This is a genomic window from Blastococcus sp. TML/C7B, assembly GCF_016612845.1.
Taxonomy (GTDB): Bacteria; Actinomycetota; Actinomycetes; order Mycobacteriales; family Geodermatophilaceae; genus Blastococcus.
Genome location: NZ_JAEOAA010000001.1, coordinates 1,381,563 through 1,395,940 on the forward strand (window position 1 = coordinate 1,381,563; position 14,378 = coordinate 1,395,940).

General features: G+C 74.3%; 13 protein-coding genes and 1 pseudogene. 3 read left to right on the top strand and 11 right to left on the bottom strand.

Annotation, left to right across the window (positions count from 1 at the left end; all coding sequences use genetic code 11):
- Nucleotide 1: 1 nt before the first annotated feature.
- The 5 genes and pseudogenes from JKP76_RS06695 to JKP76_RS20580 all read right to left on the bottom strand — a co-directional run.
- On the bottom strand, nt 2-712 hold the full coding sequence (locus JKP76_RS06695) for a PaaI family thioesterase (protein WP_200490061.1): 711 nt from the start codon (nt 710-712) through the stop codon (nt 2-4).
- A gap of 22 nt (nt 713-734) precedes the next feature.
- Nucleotides 735-2,267: a cell wall metabolism sensor histidine kinase WalK gene (locus JKP76_RS06700; RefSeq protein ID WP_200490062.1), complete on the bottom strand. Its 1,533-nt coding sequence runs from the start codon at nt 2,265-2,267 to the stop codon at nt 735-737.
- Nucleotides 2,264-3,022: a response regulator transcription factor gene (locus tag JKP76_RS06705; RefSeq protein ID WP_200490063.1), complete on the bottom strand. Its 759-nt coding sequence runs from the start codon at nt 3,020-3,022 to the stop codon at nt 2,264-2,266. The genes JKP76_RS06700 and JKP76_RS06705 overlap by 4 nt, the downstream gene beginning before the upstream one ends.
- A 133-nt stretch (nt 3,023-3,155) precedes the next feature.
- Entirely contained in the window at nt 3,156-3,569 is a 414-nt protein-coding gene (locus JKP76_RS20575; protein ID WP_309232961.1) for a siderophore-interacting protein, read from the bottom strand.
- A 58-nt stretch (nt 3,570-3,627) separates the two neighbouring features.
- Nucleotides 3,628-3,948, bottom strand: a pseudogene (locus tag JKP76_RS20580) (siderophore-interacting protein); the annotation flags it as partial.
- Between the two features lie 232 nt (nt 3,949-4,180).
- Between JKP76_RS20580 and JKP76_RS06715 the strand changes: the two are divergent.
- A complete protein-coding gene (locus JKP76_RS06715) occupies nt 4,181-4,390 on the top strand; it encodes a DUF2945 domain-containing protein (RefSeq protein ID WP_200490064.1) in 210 nt (69 codons plus the stop codon).
- Nucleotides 4,391-4,429: 39 nt separating this feature from the next.
- Complete coding sequence (locus JKP76_RS23340) at nt 4,430-4,915, top strand: DUF2795 domain-containing protein (RefSeq protein WP_309229933.1); 486 nt, start codon at nt 4,430-4,432, stop codon at nt 4,913-4,915.
- A 16-nt stretch (nt 4,916-4,931) separates the two neighbouring features.
- Here JKP76_RS23340 and JKP76_RS06725 read toward each other — a convergent pair whose 3' ends face one another.
- Nucleotides 4,932-7,175: an arylsulfatase gene (locus JKP76_RS06725; protein WP_200490065.1), complete on the bottom strand. Its 2,244-nt coding sequence runs from the start codon at nt 7,173-7,175 to the stop codon at nt 4,932-4,934.
- A gap of 93 nt (nt 7,176-7,268) precedes the next feature.
- Complete coding sequence (locus tag JKP76_RS06730; protein ID WP_200490066.1) at nt 7,269-8,066, bottom strand: hypothetical protein; 798 nt, start codon at nt 8,064-8,066, stop codon at nt 7,269-7,271.
- Between the two features lie 460 nt (nt 8,067-8,526).
- On the opposite strand from JKP76_RS06730, the gene JKP76_RS06735 reads away from it, so the two are divergent.
- A complete protein-coding gene (locus JKP76_RS06735; RefSeq protein ID WP_200490067.1) occupies nt 8,527-10,071 on the top strand; it encodes an LCP family protein in 1,545 nt (514 codons plus the stop codon).
- Between the two features lie 139 nt (nt 10,072-10,210).
- Here the strand turns inward: JKP76_RS06735 and pstB are convergent, their stop codons facing one another.
- From pstB to pstS, 4 genes are all read right to left on the bottom strand, one after another.
- Nucleotides 10,211-10,990 (bottom strand): phosphate ABC transporter ATP-binding protein PstB, encoded by a 780-nt coding sequence (pstB, locus tag JKP76_RS06740; protein ID WP_200490068.1) that lies wholly within the window; start codon nt 10,988-10,990, stop codon nt 10,211-10,213.
- A 42-nt stretch (nt 10,991-11,032) separates the two neighbouring features.
- On the bottom strand, nt 11,033-12,109 hold the full coding sequence (gene pstA / locus JKP76_RS06745) for a phosphate ABC transporter permease PstA (RefSeq protein ID WP_200490069.1): 1,077 nt from the start codon (nt 12,107-12,109) through the stop codon (nt 11,033-11,035).
- On the bottom strand, nt 12,109-12,963 hold the full coding sequence (gene pstC / locus JKP76_RS06750) for a phosphate ABC transporter permease subunit PstC (protein WP_309232962.1): 855 nt from the start codon (nt 12,961-12,963) through the stop codon (nt 12,109-12,111). Before pstC ends, pstA begins: the two co-directional genes overlap by 1 nt.
- A gap of 207 nt (nt 12,964-13,170) precedes the next feature.
- Nucleotides 13,171-14,283 (bottom strand): phosphate ABC transporter substrate-binding protein PstS, encoded by a 1,113-nt coding sequence (pstS, locus tag JKP76_RS06755; protein ID WP_200490070.1) that lies wholly within the window; start codon nt 14,281-14,283, stop codon nt 13,171-13,173.
- Between the last annotated feature and the right edge of the window lie 95 nt (nt 14,284-14,378).

Here is a 14,378-nt window from a genome sequence, read left to right on the forward strand (position 1 = left end):
GTCAGGCCAGGCGGAGCGCGGTGGCGTCGCCGGGGCGGCGCGGCGGGGACGGCTTGCCGGAGGCATCGGTGATCGCGCCGAAGTAGGCGGCCTGCTTCTCGGGGCGCGGCATGACGAACAGCCCGCGGGCCTCGACCAGGACCTTCTCCGGCTCGGCGGCCCGCGCGATGGTGCCGGTGATGTGCGCCTTGCGCCCCTCGGAGGACTCGACGCGGGCGCGCAGCACCAGCGGCGTCTGCAGCGGCAGCGGGCCGCGGTAGTCCAGTTCCAGGTGGGCGGTCATGCCCCACAGGCCGGCGGCGCCCGCCGCGCTGCCCAGCATCTGGTCCATGAACAGCGCGCTCATGCCGCCGTGCACGAAGCTCGGCGGGCCCTCGTAGGCCAGGCCCAGGGTGGCCGCGGCGACCACGCCGTCGCCGTCCTGGCGGACCACGAGCGGGGGCGCCAGGGGGTTGGCGATGCCGGTGACCGGGTTGAAGACGCGGCGGCCCACGGACGGGTCGTCCAGGCGGGGCAGCTGGGAGACCGGGCGCGGCCGGCCGCCGATCCGGGCGGTCGCGGTGCGCACCAGCTCGGCGGCCGCGGCGACCTCCGCGGCGTCGGCGGTGGTGGTCACCGAGGTCTCGATCAGCTCGCGGAGGGCGTCGCCCAGCGCGGTCGTCGCGGTCAGCAGTTCGGCGTCGGGCGCGGCGCCGCCGTCGTTCGAAGTCACGTTCGAATGGTGACAGGCGGCCTCAGCCCGGCTGGTCGGCGGTCCCGGACAGCGGGGCCGCGGGCGGGTGCTGGGGCGGGGGCCCTCCCGGGTCCTGGGGCGGCCCGGAGCGCCGCAGCCGCACGGTGAACGCCGCGCCGCGGCCGGGTGCGGTGGCCAGCTCGATGGTGCCGCCGTGCGCCTGGACCAGGGAGGACACGATCGCCAGCCCCAGGCCGGTGCCGCCCGCCTCGGCGCCGCCGTTGCGGGTGCGGGAGGTGTCGGCCCGGTAGAACCGCTCGAAGGCGCGGGCGGCGTCGGCGTCGGCCATGCCCGGCCCCTCGTCGGCGACCCGCAGCAGCAGGACGTCGTCGCCGTCCTGCCCGACCGAGACGGTGACCCGGGTGCCCGGCGGGGTGTGGGTGAGCGCGTTGGTGACGAGGTTGCCCACGACCTGGCGCAGCCGGCCCTCGTCGCCCAGCACGACCGGGACGTCGGTGAGCGTCTCGTCCAGGTGCAGCGCGATCGGCCGGTCGGGCTGCACGGCGCGGGCGTCGTGCACGGCGTCGCCGGCGATGGCGGCGAGGTCGACCGGGGTGAGCGTCAGCGGCCGGCGCTGGTCGAGGCGGGCCAGCAGCAGCAGGTCCTCGACGAGCAGCCCCATCCGCCCGCCCTCCGCCTCGATCCGCGTCATCAGGCGGGCCACCTCCTCGTCGGAGCCGACGGCACCCTGCCGGTACAGCTCGGCGAAGCCGCGGATGGAGGTGAGCGGGGTGCGCAGCTCGTGGCTGGCGTCGGCGACGAACCGGCGCATCTTCTCCTCCGAGCCGCGGGCCTCGGCCTCGGAGGCCTGCTGCGCGCGGAAGGCGCTCTCGATGCGCGCCAGCATCCCGTTGAGCGCGGTGGCGAGCCGGCCGACCTCGGTGCGCTGGTCGCCCTCGGGCACGCGCTGGGAGAGGTCGCCGGCGGCGATGGCCTGCGCGGTGCGCTCGACCTCGGCCAGCGGGCGCAGGCTGTTGCGCACGAGCAGGTAGCCGGCCACGCCGAGCAGCGTCAGGACGACGAGCCCGACGACGGCCTCGATGCGCACGAGCCGGGTGATGGCTGCTTCGTCGTCGTCCAGGTCGGTGGCGACGAGCAGCTGGTAGCCGGCCCCGACCTCCACGGTCGCCGCCCGCCACGTCGTGCTGCGGTCGTCGGACGGCAGCGTGAACAGGCCGCGCCGGTCGCCGTCCACCGGGTCGAGGTCCGGCATCCGCCCGGGATCCTGCACCGGCCCCCACATGACGACCGGGTCCGCCTCGTCGCGGAGGCAGATGAGGACGTCGGTGGCCGGATAGGCCTGCGCTCCCTGGACGCAGGCACGCAGCACCTGCCGGTTGTGCGAGTACCGCTCGGCGGCCGAGCGCAGCTGGGTGTCGCTCTGGTCGGTCAGGTAACCGCGCAGCAACGAGGTGGACGCCAGACCGGTGGTGACCAGTCCGACGGCGAGCAGCGCCACGAGCAGCGCGACGAGGGTGACCCGCAGCGGCACCCGCGGGCCCCGGCGCGCCGTCGTCGGCGCGGGTTCGGTCATGCGCCGCGCGGCAGCCGCAACGTGTAGCCGACCCCCCGGATGGTGTGCAGCAGCCGGGGCTCGGTGGTGTCGATCTTGCGGCGCAGGTAGGAGATGTAGGACTCCACGACGTTGGCCTCGCCGTTGAAGTCGTAGTTCCAGACGTGGTCCAGGATCTGCGCCTTCGACAGCACCCGCCCGGCGTTGGCCATCAGGTAGCGGAGCAGCTTGAACTCCGTCGGCGACAGCCCGATGACCGTGCCGGCCTTGATGACCTCGTGGGTCTCCTCGTCCAGCTCGATGTCGGCGAAGGTGAGCCGCGGCGCCTCGGCCGCCTGCTGGGCGCCGGTGGTCCGCCGCAGCACCGCCCGGATGCGGGCGATGACCTCGTCGAGGCTGAACGGCTTGGTCACGTAGTCGTCCCCGCCCAGGGTCAGGCCCGAGACCTTGTCCTCCGCGGCGTCGCGGGCGGTCAGGAAGAGCACCGGCGTGCGCCGGCCGGACTCCCGCATCCTGCGGACCACGCCGAACCCGTCGAGGCCGGGCATCATCACGTCGAGCACCAGCAGGTCGGGGCGGAACGTCTCGGCGAGCGCGAGCGCCTGCTGGCCGTCGGCGGCGGTGGCGACCTCGAAGCCCGCGTACCGCAGGCTGGCCGAGAGCAGCTCACGGATGTTCGGCTCGTCGTCCACCACGAGCAGCCGGGCCTCGGGGGTCCGGTTCTGCGGGCTGCCGGTCACGGTTCCTCCGGTCGCGCGAGCGGGTGCCGTCGTCATGACCCCGAGCGTCCTGCCCGGGGCTGCCGCCGCGCTGGACGCTACCTGTGAACTGCCTGGACGCCGCGAGATCTGCACACTCGGGCCTTTCAGGCCGGGGAGAGCCCCGAGCGTGCAGATCTCGTGGAGGGGGTCAGCCGGGGGGAGCCATCGCGCGGCCGCGGCGCCAGTAGCCGATCGCGTGGTGCTGGGCCCGGCCCAGGCCCCAGCGGCCGCGCAGGTCGGCGCGGATCGCGCGGACGGCGGCCGACTCGGCGCCGACCCAGGCGAAGACGTCGTCCGTGCCCGGCCGGTCGAGGGCGGCGACGGCGTCGACCAGCAGCGTGCTCTCGCCCGGCGGCGTGCCCTTCCGGTGCAGCCAGCGCACCTCGACGCCGGGGGGAGCGGCGAGCGGCTGCTCCTCCTCGGGCCCGGCCACCTCGAGCAGCGCGACGCCCGTCGTCCCGGGGGTCGGCGGCGGCGAGCAGCCGGCTGATCGCCGGAAGCGCGGTCTCGTCGCCGGCGAGCAGCACCCAGGAGGCCGGGCGCTCGGCCAGCGACGCCGCACCGGCGACGGCGAGCAGCGACCCGGGTCGCGCGGCGCCGGCCCAGGCGGCGGCCGGCCCGTCCCCGTGCAGCACGAAGTCGATCTCGAGCTCGCCGGCGGCGGAGTCCTGCCGGCGGGCGGTGTAGCTGCGCAGCGCGACGCCGTGGCTGCCCTGCGGCCAGACGATCCGGCCGTCCCGCTGGATCCGCGGCCAGCGCGGCTCGGCGTCCCCGACCCGCGGCACCAGCAGGTTCACCGTCGGCCCGGCGGCGGCGACCGCCTCCGGGCTGCCGCTCAGCAGCACCCGGCGCACCGACGGGGTGACGTCGGTGACGGCGACGACGGTGAGGACGTCGACCGGCCGCAGGCCGTCGTCCGCGGGATCGAGGGGGGAGGACACGCTCGGAGGCTAACCGCGGCGGAACGGGGCCGACCCGGCCGTCCCCGGGGGAATGGGGTCGACCGGGCCGGCGAAAACCACGCTAGGTGAGCAAACGGCTCCTGCCAGCGCCCGCACGGGTGAGTGCCCCGTCCCGAACGGGTGATCGCGTGAACCCACCGTGCCGATGTGTGCCGCCCGGCCGCGGCGGGCACCGGGAGCCCACACCGTCCACGAGCGCGAGGAGCCGGTCATGGCCGACGAGTTGGAGAAGGGTGACCACGTCACCTGGAAGAGCCACGGCGGCACCGCCGAGGGCACCGTCGAACGGAAGATCACCTCCGACACCGAGGCCTCCGGCCGGACGGTGCGGGCGAGCAAGGACGACCCGCAGTACGAGGTCAGGAGCGAGAAGAGCGGCGGCACCGCGGTGCACAAGCCCTCCGCGCTCGACAAGGACTGATCCACCCGGCACCCGCCGGAGACGAGGACAGGAGACGACGTGACCGAGACCGGGGACGACGTGACCGAGACCGGGGGCGACTTCGCCGGCGTGAGCGCGCGGAGCACCAAGCACAGCCCACGGGTCGACGAGGAGCTGGAGCACGAGATCCAGGGGATGCTCAAGGCCGAGCGGGCCACCCGGTCCGAGGAGTGGCGCGAGGCCGAGCCGGTCGCCGAGGGTGACCCCGACCTGACCGCCGACCCGACCGGCAGCCTGGTCGGCGGGACGCCGGTCGGCATGGACGCCGACGCCGTCGTCGCGCGTGCCGAGCTGGCCCGCTGGCTGGACCGCGCGGACTTCCCGAGCACCGGGCCCGAGCTCGTCGAGGCCGCCCGCGACCACCGCGCGCCCGACGCGGTCGCCGCCGAGCTGGAGCGGTTGCCGGCGGGGGAGACCTACGAGCGGATCGGCGACGTCGTCCGCGCGCTCGGGTACCCGACCGAGACCGGACCCGGGCCGGGCGGGACCGAGCCGCAGGCCTGAGCCGCCGCCGGCGTCGTCACTCGCGCGCGAGATCGGCGGCGCCGGCGCCCTCGTGGTCGACCTCCTGGTCGGTCACCAGGTCCACGGTGACGCGGACGAGGTCGCCGGTGTAGGCGAAGGGCCCCATGTGCCGGCCCGTCCCGTCGTAGTCGGCCACCGTCGTGCCGCGGTCCAGGCCGATGTCCAGGCCGGACCAGGAGATCATCAGCCAGAAGATCTGGTCGGTCTCCATCGAGCCGGCCGGTTCGCCGTCGATCAGCAGCGTCCCGGTGCCGTGCGGGAAGGTGCCCTCGCCTCGCCGCTCCATCGCGAAGCCCAGGGTGGTCGCCTCCGGCGGGATCGGCCGGTCGGAGGTGACCAGCTGGTGCGTGCCGCCGATGTTGAGGTCGTGCACCAGGTGCCCGTCCCGCACGAAGAGGGAGTAGCCCGACGTCGCGTCACCGTGCGCGATCAGCACGCCGTCGGCGGCGCCGCGGGCGCCCGACGGGTTGACGTGCGCGGTGATCCGGTAGCTGCGGCTGCGCAGGTCCGGCGCGACGTCGCTGGGCACGTGCCCCATGCCCGACCAGAAGGAGAACCGGGTGCGGGCGCCGGCGTGCCGGGCGGCGTTCTCGGCGAAGCGCTCCCCGAAGCGGTCGTCCAGCGGCAGGACCTTGTTGGCCGCGGCCTCCTCCCACCAGCGCTCCTGCAGTGCGGCGAGCCGCTCGGGCTGCTCGTCGGCCAGGTCGTGCACCTCGTTCACGTCGGTCGAGAGGTCGTAGAGCTCCCACCGGTCGTTCTCGAACGGGGTGCCGGGCCAGTGGTAGGCGACGGCCTTCCAGCCCTCGTGCCAGATGCCGCGGTGGCCGAACATCTCGAAGTACTGCGTGGTCTTCCCGGTGACGGCGTCCGGCTCGGCCAGGGTCGGCGCGAAGCTGACCCCGGTCATCCCGTCGGCCTCGATGCCGAGCAGGTCCAGGACGGTCGGCGCGAGGTCGGCCACGTGGCAGAACTGGTGCCGCAGGCTCCCGGCGTGCTCGGCGCCGACCAGCCGGTCGGGCCCGGCGACGATCAGCGCATCGCGGACGCCTCCGCCGTGGGTGTTCTGCTTGTAGCGCTTGAGCGGCGTGTTGGCCGCCATCGCCCAGCCGTGCGGGAAGTTCGAGTGGGTGTCCGGGCCGCCGATGTCGTCGAGCCGCGCCAGCTTCTGCTCGAGGGTCTCGGCGATCATGTTGAACGGGCCCATCGCGTTGACGAACCCGAGCGGGCCGCCCTCCTGGCTGGCCCCGTTGTCCGACGTGATCAGCACGAGCGTGTCCGCGAGCTGCCCGGTCGCCTCGAGCGTGTCGATCAGCCGGCCCAGGTGCTGGTCGAAGTGCGCCAGCATCGCCCCGTAGGCCCCGGCCAAACGGGCGAAGAGCCGCTGCTCGTCGGCGGTGTGCTCGTCCCACGGCCGGACGCCGTCGTTGCGCGGGGGCAGCACGGTGCCGGCCGGCACGATGCCCCGCCGGATCTGCTCGGCCAGCCGGTCGTCGCGGGTGCGGTCCCAGCCCTTGGCGAACGCTTGCGCGTAGTGGTCGATCAGCTCCCGGGGCGCCTGGTGGGGTGCGTGGCAGGCGCCGGGGGCGAGGAGGACGTGCCACGGCACGTCCGGCGTCGCCGCCTCGTGGCTGGTGACGAAGGTGATCGCGTGGTCGATCAGGTCCTCGGTCAGGTGGTAGCCGGTCTCGTAGGTGCCGGGTGCGGCGACGTGGCTGTTGTCCTGCACCAGCTCCGGTGAGTACTGGTCGGTCTCGGCGTCGAGGAAGCCGTAGAAGCGGTCGAACCCGCGGCCCAGCGGCCAGCCGTCGAACGGGCCCGTCGGCCCGGTCTCGGTCAGCGGCGTGCAGTGCCACTTCCCGACCATGTAGTTGCGGTAGCCGACGTCGCGCAGCCGCTCGGCGAGGGTGGGGATCTCCGCGGCGATCTTGCCGCGGTAGCCCGGGAAGCCGGAGTCGAAGTTCGCCAGGCAGCCCATGCCCACGTCGTGGTGGTTGCGGCCGGTCAGCAGCGCCGAGCGGGTGGTCGAGCACATGGCGGTGGTGTGGAAGCCCGTGTACCGCACGCCGGCCGCGGCGAACCGGTCGATGACCGGGGTGGCGATCTCCGAGCCGAAGCAGCCGAAGTCCCCGAAACCGACGTCGTCCAGCAGCACGATGAGCACGTTGGTGCGCGGCCCCGGCGGCCGGACCGGGTCCGGCCAGTGCGGCACGGAGTCGGCGATCGTGCGGCCGATCGTCACGGGAGCATCCCGGTGGCAGTCCTGCTGAGGGCTGGCATGGCCGGACGCTAGCAGCGGTCTCCCCGCAACGGCCCTGGTCAGCGCGTCGCGCGCTCAGGCCTCCGCGTCGCGGGCCTCCTCCTCGGCGATCTCCTCCGCGCCGCGGCGGCGGAACAGGCGCGAGCCCGGGAAGCCCTTCACGACCTGGCGCATGTCCTGCACGGTGTCGAGCAGGTCCCGCAGGTTGGGGGCGACGTCGCCCATCGACTCGACGATCGGCAGGACGTCCTCGTCCAGGTGCACGATCAGCTGCGGCAGCCGGTCGATCAGCGTCACCATCGCCTGGACCTCGTCGGGCTCCAGGCTCGCGGCCAGCCGGCGGACCGACGGCGCCAGCGCGGTCAGTGCCGGCACGTAGTCGTCCAGCATCGGCTCGACCCGGCCGACCATCCCCTCCGCCCGGCCGACCAGCGCGTCGGCGCGGTCGGAGGTGCCGCCGACGGCGTCGATCGTCCGGTCGGCCTTGTCGTTCGTGGCGCCGACGGCCTCGATGGCGGCGTCGGCTTTGGTGTTGGTGGCGCCGACGGCCTCGATGGCGGCGTCGGCTTTGGTGTTGGTGGCGCCGACGGCCTCGATGGCCCGGTCGGCCTTCGTATTGGTGCGGTCGACCGCCTCGATGGCGGCGTCGGCCTCGGCGTTCGTCCGCTCGACGCCCGCGATCAGCCCGTCGGCGCGGTCCACCACGCCGTCCACCCGGGCCAGCAGCCCGGAGACCTGGTCGAGCAGCTCCTCCACGCGACCGAGCACGGCCGCCGCGCGCGGCACCAGGGCGAGCGCGTCGGCCACCCCGTCCCGCGCGCCCGTCACGGCGGCGACGACGTCCGACGGACCGGGCAGCGACGGCAGTCTCACCTCGCGCACGCTACGCAGGTGCCCGGTCGCCCACATCCCGATCGGGCACCACCGGGTGACGCCGCGGGCGCCGGCGGCTTGCGCGCGTCGGCGGATCGGGACGCCGGACCGCCGTATCGTGGTGACCTCCCGCCCCCCGGGCGCGGGACCAGAGCAACTCCGAACAGAGGGTGTCGACACCGGTGGGGGACGAGCCGACGGCCGACGACGCGCGCAGCCGCGTCGGCGCTGACGGCTCGCGACACCGCCGCACCGGCCCCGTCGCGCCGGCCGGACCGCCGCCGGGCGTCCGCAACGGCCTGCCGCCGGTGCCCGAGGGCGCGACGGCACCTCCGCCCTCGCCGCAGGCCGGCCTGCCGCCGGTGCCGCAGGCTGGGCTCCCGCCCGTGCCAGGCGCGGCCCGCCCCGCCCCGCCCCCGGGCCCGACGCCGTGCCGGCCGCGCCGCCGGCCGCGCGCCCCGTGGTCCGGCGCAGCGGCCCGGTCCCGCCGCTGCCCGGCACCCGCCCGCCCCTGCCCGGGACGACGCCGGCCGGTCCCCGGCACCCGCGGCGCCCCGCCCCGGCCACGACCCCGGGACGGCGCCGGCTGATCCGGGCCGGGATCGCGCTGGCCGGCGTCGTCGGCGTGGTGCTGCTCTACCACCTGGGTCTCTACTTCTACGTCGACCAGAAGATCGGCCGGGTCGACGCGCTGGCCACCGACGGGCCGGAGATCCTCGCCGCGCAGCTGCAGGAGGCCTCGGACACCTACCTCGTCGTCGGCACCGGGGTGCCGGGCCAGGAGGGCCCCGCCTCGGTCGCCACGTTGCTGGCCTCGGTGTCCGGTGACGGCGAGCGCGCGGTGCTGGTCGGCATCCCGCCCACCGCGCTGGTCGACACCCCCACCTGCCGCACCGCCGACGGCGGGCTGCGCACACCCCGCACCGAGGCGTTCGCCCGGTCGCTGCTCGACGGCGGGCCCTCCTGCATGGTCCGCGCGGTCCAGCAGCTCTCCGGCGTGCAGATCGACCACTACCTCGGCGTCGACCTCGCCCGCCTGCCCGGGCTGGTCGACGCGCTCGGCGGGGTGCCGGTGTGCATCGTGCCGTCGCGGGCGACGGCGGCCGCCGCGGTGCCCCCGCCCGCCGGCGCCTCCGAGCTCACCGGCGAGACGGCCACCGGCTACCTGCGCCCGGCCGGCGACGGCTCGGACGCCACCGGGACGGCGGTCGCCGAGCGGGCCCAGCGGCTGCTGACCTCCACGCTGCGCGCCGCGATGTCCCGGTCGAACGTCCTCGACCCGGTCACCCTCACCCGGTTCCTCACCCGGGCCGCCGACGCGCTCACCGTCGACGAGCAGACCACCCTCGGCGACCTGCGCTCGCTGGCCTCCTCCCTCGGCGACGTCTCCGGCGACGCCGTGGCGCGCACCGGCCTCCCGGTCGCCCAGGTGGGCCACGTGCCGGCAGGCTCCGACGAGGCGTTCGTGCTGCTCGACGGCGCCGGCACGCGCAGCCTCTTCGACGCGGTGATCGACGGCAGCCGCGTGCCCGAGGGCTTCGTCACCGAGACCGATGCCGTCGCGCAGCCGGGGGAGGGCCCCGAGGAGCAGCCGGTGGCCGTGCCGGCCGATCCGGGCACCGCGCTCCTCAGCCCGGCCGAGGTGCAGCTCGACGTCCTCAACGGGACCGGCACGCGGGGGCTGGCGAGCACCTCCGCCGACGACCTGCGCGCCCAGGGCTTCGTCGTCGGTGAGGTGGGGAACGCCGACGGGACCGTCAGCCAGTCCGTCGTCCGTCACGGGCCGGGCATGGTCGCCCAGGCGCGCACGGTCGCTGCCGCCGTCCCGGGCTCGGTGCTGCAGGCCAGCGACGACATCGGCGAGACCGTGCAGCTGATCATCGGCCCCGGCTACGCGGGCGTCGAGCCGCTGCCCGCCCCGGTGGCGGAGCCGCAGCCGGTCCCGGACGACACCGCCGAGGCCCCGGCTGCGGCGGAGCAGCCCGCCCCCGTCAGCTGCGGCTGACCGGCGTGATCACCTCGCAGCCACGGCGCTGCGGGGGGCTGGCGGGACGACCATCGATGCGTGCTGATCGCGGGCGGCGTTCCCGCGGGAACGCCGTCAGGCACCTGGCTCGGCCACGTTCGCGCGGGAACGCGCCGGCTCAGCCGAAGCGACCGGAGATGTAGTCCTCGGTGGCCTTCTGGTCGGGGTTGCTGAAGATCTTCTCCGTCGGGTTGAACTCGATCAGCCGGCCGGGCTGCCCGACCCCGCTGAGGTTGAAGAAGCCGGTGGACTCGCTCACCCGCGCCGCCTGCTGCATGTTGTGCGTGACGATCACGATGGTGAACCGGTCCTTCAGCTCCGCCATCAGGTCCTCGATCGCCAGCGTGGAGATCGGGTCCAGCGCGGAGCACGGCTCGTCCATGAGCAGCACGTCCGGCTCGACCGCGATGGCGCGGGCGATGCACAGCCGCTGCTGCTGACCTCCCGAGAGGCTGGAGCCGGGCCGGTCGAGCCGGTCCTTGACCTCGTTCCAGAGGTTGGCGCCGCGCAGTGACTTCTCGACCAACTCGTCGGCCTCGGACTTCTTCATCCGCCGGTTGTTCAGCCGGTTGCCGGCGACGACGTTGTCGTAGATGGACATCGTCGGGAACGGGTTGGGCCGCTGGAACACCATGCCGATCTGGCGGCGCACGTCGACCGGGTCGACGTCGGCGCCGTAGAGGTCGTGGCCGTCCATGACGACCTTGCCCTCCACCCGGGCGCCGGGCAGCACCTCGTGCATCCGGTTCAGCGAGCGCAGGAAGGTGGACTTCCCGCAGCCCGACGGGCCGATCAGCGCGGTGATGCTGCGCGGCTCGATGGAGATGGTGACGCCCTCCACGGCCAGGAAGTTGCCGTAGTAGATGTTGAGGTCGGAGACCTCGATGCGCTTGGCCACGGAAGTGTCCTCTGGGTCGGTCGGTCGAAGCGTCGGAGCCGGTCAGCGACCGGTCGAGGGGGCGAAGAAGCGACTGATCAGGCGGGCGACGACGTTGAGCGCCATCACCAGGATGATCAGCACGAGGGCAGCGGTCCAGGCCCGGTCGAGGAAGGCCTGGGTGGCCGTGCCGGGCTGGGTGAGCTGGTAGTAGGCGAACACCGGCAGCGTCGCCATGCGCCCGTCGAACGGGTTGAGGTTCGTGCCGGTGATCAGGCCGACGGTCACCAGCAGCGGGGCGGTCTCGCCGACGACGCGGGCGACCGACAGGGTGATGCCCGTGCCCAGCCCGGCGATCGCGGTGGGCAGCACGACCTTGACGACCGTCCGCCACTTCGGGACGCCGAGCGCGTAGCTGGCCTCCCGCAGCTCGTTGGGGACGAGCTTGAGCACCTCCTCGCAGGACCGGACGACGACCGGGATCATCAGCACCGACAGCGCGACCGCGCCCATCACCCCCATCCGGACGTCGTTGCCGAACAGCAGCGTGAACAGCGCGAAGGCGAACAGGCCGGCCACGATCGAGGGGATGCCGGTCATGACGTCGACGAAGAAGGTGATCGACCGCTTCAGCCGCCCGGTCGCGTACTCGACCAGGTAGATCGCCGTCATCAGGCCGATCGGCACCGAGATCAGCGTCGCCAGCGCCGTGATGATCAGCGTGCCCAGGATCGCGTGGTACGCCCCGCCGCCCTCGCCGACGACCCGGAACATCGAGTTGGTGAAGAACTGGCCGTCCAGGCGCGGCAGGCCGTTGTCCAGGACGGTCCAGACCAGCGACACCAGCGGGACCATCGCCAGGCCGAACGCCGTCGTCACCAGGCAGGTGACCAGTCGGTCGGTCGCCTTGCGCGGGCCCTCGACGGCACGGGTGACGACGTAGACCGCGAGCGTGCCGAGCAGCACGCCGTAGATCACGGTGGAGACGACGCCGAAGCCGGTCAGCGCGGAGAGCCCGGCGCCGAGGGCGATGCCGGCCAGGTACAGACCGAGCGGCGCGAGGCGGGGGAGCCGACGACGGGAGCGCACGGCGGACTGCGGCGCGGGGCGCTCCGGGGCGGACTGCACGGCGGTGCTCATCAGTTGGCTCCGGAGAAGTCGGCCCGCCGGTTGACGACCCAGCGGGCGAGCATGTTGACCACCAGCGTGATCACGAACAGCACGAGGCCGCTGGCGATCAGCGTGTTGACCCCCAGGCCGGTGGCCTCCGGGAACCGCAGGGCGATGTTCGACGCGATCGTCGAGGGGTTGGAGCTGCTGATCAGGTTCAGCGTGGCGCCGGCACCACCGGAGAGCACGATCGCCACGGCCATCGTCTCGCCGAGCGCCCGGCCCAGGCCCAGCATCGCCCCGCCGATGATCCCGGACTTGCCGTAGGGGAGGACCGCCATGCGGATCATCTCCCAGCGGGTCGCGCCCAGCGCCAGCGCCGCCTCGCGGTGGAGGGCCGGCGCCTGGCTGAACACCTCGCGGGAGATGGCCGAGATGATCGGCAGGATCATCACCGCCAGCACCAGGCCGACGGTGAACATCGTGCGGCCGCTGGCCGAGGCGGGCCCGGCGAAGAACGGCAGGAAGCCCAGGTTGTCGGCCGCCCACTCGTGGAAGGGCACCAGGGCCGGGGCGAGGACGGCCAGGCCCCAGAAGCCGTAGACGACGCTGGGGATGGCGGCCAGCAGGTCGATGACGTAGCCCATGGCGGCCGCGAGCCGGCGCGGCGCGTAGAAGGTCACGTACAGCGCGATGGCGACGGCGAGCGGGGTCGCGATCAGCAGCGCGAGGACCGCTCCCAGCAGGGTGCCGAGCACGAGCGGGCCGACGTAGGACGCCAGGCCCTCGCCGCCGGGGATGTCCTCGGCGGGGGCGGTGAGCGCCGGGACGGCCTCGCTGATGAGGAACGCCGCGACGCCGGCGAGGACGAGCAGGATGAAGATGCCGCGGAGCCCTTGGCGCTCCCGGCGAAGATGCGGTCGCCCGGCCGGCGGACGGCGCGCTGCTGCGGCGGCGTCTCGGGCGGGGCCTTCGTGGTGGTCACCGGTGCTCCGTGGGCTCGGTCGTGGGGGTGCGGGTGCGCGGTCCGGGTGGTGCGAAGGCCCGGGACGTCGGTGCGACGTCCCGGGCCACCGCGGTGCGGGGTGCGATCAGCCGGCGGTGGTGATCGCCTCGACCGCGGTCTGCGCCTGCTCGCGGAGCGCGTCGGACAGCGGCGCGTTGCCCGCGTTGTCGGCCGCGACCTGCTGGCCGTCCTCGCTGATCACGTACTCCAGGAAGGCCGTGACGTTGTCCGCGGTCTCCTGGTCGTCGTAGGAGATGCAGCCGACGTGGTAGCTGACCAGGACGATCGGGTACTCGCCCGAGCCCTCGGTCTTCCGGTCGACCTCGATCGCGAAGTCGTACTCACCCCGGCCCTCGACCGCCGGGGAGTTCTCCACCACCGCGGCGGCGGACTCGGGCGTCGGGGCGACGAACTCCTCGCCGACCTGCACGTTGACGACGCCGAGGTCGCCGGCCCGGCTGGCGTCGGCGTAGGTAATCGCGCCGGGGGTGCTCTCGACGACGCCGACGACGCCGGAGGTGCCGTTGGCGGCCTCACCGCCGCCCAGCGGCCACTCGCCGTCGGGCTCGGAGGTCCACACGTCACCGGCGGTCTGGAACAGGTAGTCGGTGAAGTTGTCCGTCGTCCCGGAGTCGTCCCCGCGGTGCACGGGGGTGATGGCCGTGGCCGGCAGGGTCGCGTCGGGGTTGTCCGCCGCGATGGCCGGGTCGTTCCACGTGGTGATGGCGCCGGTGAAGATGCCCGCGATGGTGGCCGGCGAGAGGTCGAGCTCCTCGACGCCCTCGAGGTTGAAGATGACCGCGATCGGCGAGATGTAGTTGGGCAGCTCGAAGATCTCGCCCCCCGCGCAGCGCTCCTGCGCCGCGGCGAGCTCCTCGTCGTCCAGCGCGGCGTCGGAGCCGGCGAAGTCGGTGGCGCCGGCGATGAACTGCTCGCGCCCGCCGCCCGAGCCGACCGGGTCGTAGCTGAAGTCCACATCCGGGTACTCGCCCTGGAACCCGGCCTGCCAGGCCTCCATGGCGGCCTGCTGGCTGCTGGCGCCCGCGCCGACCAGGTCGCCGCTGAGCTCGGCGGCGTCGCTGCCGCCGCCGGTGTCCCCGGAGCCGGACTCGTTGGCGGCGCCGCACGCGCTGAGCGCGAGGGTGCCGGTGAGCGCCATCGCCAGGGTGGTGGCGCGCGCCGTGGTGCTGAGCTTCAACGAAGAACCTCTCGACATGGCCCGGACGTCTTCCGGGCAGCACTGGGACCGTCGAGGAGGACGCTAGGAAGCCGAGGTGGCCGGTGGCCCGGACC

Bases quoted from the DNA above. Each gene is read 5' to 3' on its own strand.
- JKP76_RS06705 (WP_200490063.1), bottom strand. From the start codon at position 3,022: ATGACGACGGCACCCGCTCGCGCGACCGGAGGAACCGTGACCGGCAGC.
- JKP76_RS06715 (WP_200490064.1), top strand. From the start codon at position 4,181: ATGGCCGACGAGTTGGAGAAGGGTGACCACGTCACCTGGAAGAGCCAC.
- pstA (WP_200490069.1), bottom strand. From the start codon at position 12,109: ATGAGCACCGCCGTGCAGTCCGCCCCGGAGCGCCCCGCGCCGCAGTCC.
- JKP76_RS06700 (WP_200490062.1), bottom strand. From the start codon at position 2,267: ATGACCGAACCCGCGCCGACGACGGCGCGCCGGGGCCCGCGGGTGCCG.